The sequence below is a fragment of the Bradyrhizobium sp. genome (genome assembly GCF_019242285.1).
In the GTDB taxonomy this organism is placed as follows: domain Bacteria; phylum Pseudomonadota; class Alphaproteobacteria; order Rhizobiales; family Xanthobacteraceae; genus Bradyrhizobium.
Genome location: NZ_JAFAVV010000346.1, coordinates 1 through 2,252 on the forward strand (window position 1 = coordinate 1; position 2,252 = coordinate 2,252).

General features: G+C 65.6%; 2 protein-coding genes and 1 pseudogene. 2 read left to right on the forward strand and 1 reads right to left on the reverse strand.

Annotated features, from left to right (window positions below; genetic code table 11):
* Both JOY90_RS40130 and JOY90_RS13695 read left to right on the forward strand, forming a co-directional pair.
* A pseudogene (locus JOY90_RS40130) lies at positions 1 to 203 on the forward strand (XdhC family protein); the annotation flags it as partial.
* Positions 204 to 215: 12 nt separating this feature from the next.
* Positions 216 to 905 carry an XdhC family protein gene (locus tag JOY90_RS13695; protein WP_291691658.1) on the forward strand — a complete coding sequence of 230 codons (690 nt, stop codon included), beginning with the start codon at positions 216 to 218 and terminating at the stop codon, positions 903 to 905.
* A 24-nt stretch (positions 906 to 929) separates the two neighbouring features.
* On the opposite strand, the gene JOY90_RS13700 is transcribed toward JOY90_RS13695, so the two are convergent.
* Positions 930 to 2,252, reverse strand: a 1,323-nt coding sequence (locus JOY90_RS13700) for an aldehyde dehydrogenase family protein (RefSeq protein ID WP_291691659.1), incomplete at its 5' end; no start/stop codon positions are given.

Genomic DNA, 2,252 nt, shown 5'->3' on the forward strand with positions numbered 1-2,252 from the left:
TCGATGCATTCACCGAATGGCGCGGTGCGCCTCTCGCGCTGGCAACGGTGATCCGCACCTGGGGATCGGCGCCGCGCCCCAGCGGCAGCCACATGCTGGTTCATGCCGACGGCCGCTTCGAGGGGTCCGTATCCGGCGGCTGCGTCGAGGGCGAAGTCCTTCATGCTGCTGCCGAAACGATTGCCGATGGCGAATTCCGCCGATTGAAGTTCGGCGTGACCAACGATCTCGCCTGGGAGGTGGGTCTGCCGTGCGGCGGCGAGATCGAGCTGATGGTCCAGCGGGTCGCTTCAGAGAGTTTTTCTCCCGCGCTTTTCGACCGCATCGCAAGCGCCCGCCGGCAAGGCCGAGCGCTTGCGATCACCACCGACCTTGCCAGCGGGCGCAGCGCCGCCGAGGAGCGCTCAGGCGATGATGTTTTCGTCAATCGATACGCTCCGCCGCGTCGGCTTCTGATCGTCGGGGCCGTGCAGATCGCCCAGTCGCTTGCCCGTATCGCCAGGGAGATCGACGTAACCGCGGTGGTGATCGATCCACGCGCCCGGTTCCTGACGAGCGAACGCTTCCCCGGCGTAACGCTCGACGATCGCTGGCCGGACGAGGCGGTCGCCGCCCATGCACCCGACGAGTCGACAGCTCTGGTCACGCTCAGCCATGACATCAAGATCGATGACCCGGCGCTGATCGCAGGGCTTGGAACGCCTGCCGCCTATATCGGCGCGCTCGGCTCGCGGCGCAGCCATGCCGCCAGGCTTGACCGCCTGCGTGCCCTGGGCATCGACGACCAGCAGCTCTCCCGCATCGATGGTCCTGCCGGCGTGCAGATCGGCGCCCGCGGGCCGGCGGAGATCGCCCTGTCGGTCGCGGCAGGCATGGTAAAGGCGTTCGAAGCCGCCGCCGCTTGACACCTGGGGAGGCGGCGTCGCCTCCTAGGCCCAGATTTCCTCGTCGGTCGGCACTTTCTTGTTCTCGATGACCTTGCCGATCCGCGAGACATTCATCAGGTGCTTGTAGTCGAGGTTTTCCGAGATCGAATTGCCACCCCAGGAGCCGCAGCCGAGCGTCGTCGTCGGGGCGAAGCCGTTGGTCAGCGAACCGCCGGCGGTCAGCGAGCTGGGCTGGTTGACCACCAGACGGCTGATCGGCAGCTCGAGTCCGGCGAGCTTGATATTCGCATCGTCATGCGAGTGCAGCGCCGCGGAATGGCCGGCTCCCTCGACCAATAGATTGGCCTTGGCCAGCTTCACCGCCTCTTCGAAGTCCTTGTAGGGCAGGATCGCGACCACGGGGCAGAGCTTCTCGCGCGCGAGAATATCGTCCTCGCCGGCTCCCTTCGCGGGGAGCAGGATCAGTCGCGCGCTTTCGGGCACGTCGATGCCCGCCATTGCCGCAACCTCGCGCGGGGAGACGCCGACCACGTCCTTGTTGAGCTGGCCGCCGGGGAACACCACGTCCCGCAACGCCTGGATCTGCGCCTCGTCGTCGGTAAACCAGACCTTGCCGGTGTCGATGAAGCGTCGGACGGTCTCCGCGAACTGCTCTTCGGGCGCCAGGATGAACTGCTCGTGGCTGCATATGATGCCATGGTCGAAGGAGGCGCCCGTGACGATCTTGTCCACCGCCTCGCCGAGATCCACGCCGCGGTCGATGATCACGGGCACGTTGCCAGCGCCCACCCCGAATGAGGGCTTGCCCGACGAATAGGCGGACTTGACCATCGCCCCACCGCCGGTGGCGACGACGACGTCGACCGATTCCATCAGCTGCTGCGTCTTGCTGATCGAGCCATTTCGGACGACCTGCACCAGGTCTTCGGGACCGCCATGTCTGCGGACGATGTCCCTGAAGGCGTCGGTCAGATGTTCGGCGCACTTCTGTGCCCTGGGATGCGGCGCGAAGATCACGGCGTTGCCGGTTTTCAGCGCGAACATTCCATTGCACATCGGGGTCACCACCGGATTGGTGATCGGCGTGACCGCGCCGACCACGCCCATCGGCTTGGCGACGAGGACCATGTTGTTCTCGGGGTCCTCGCCGATGATGCCGCGGCTCTTCTTGCCCTTGAGGCTGTTCCAGATGGCGCGGGCCTTGCCCTTCTTCTTGATCACCTTGTCCTCGTAGAGGCCGATGCCGGTCTCATCGACCGCCATCCGCGCCAGCTTTTCCGCATTGTCATAGACATACTTGCCCATGTCGCGGACGATCCCGTCGACCTGCTCCTGGCTGAAGCTCTCGAACGCCGCCTGCGCCAC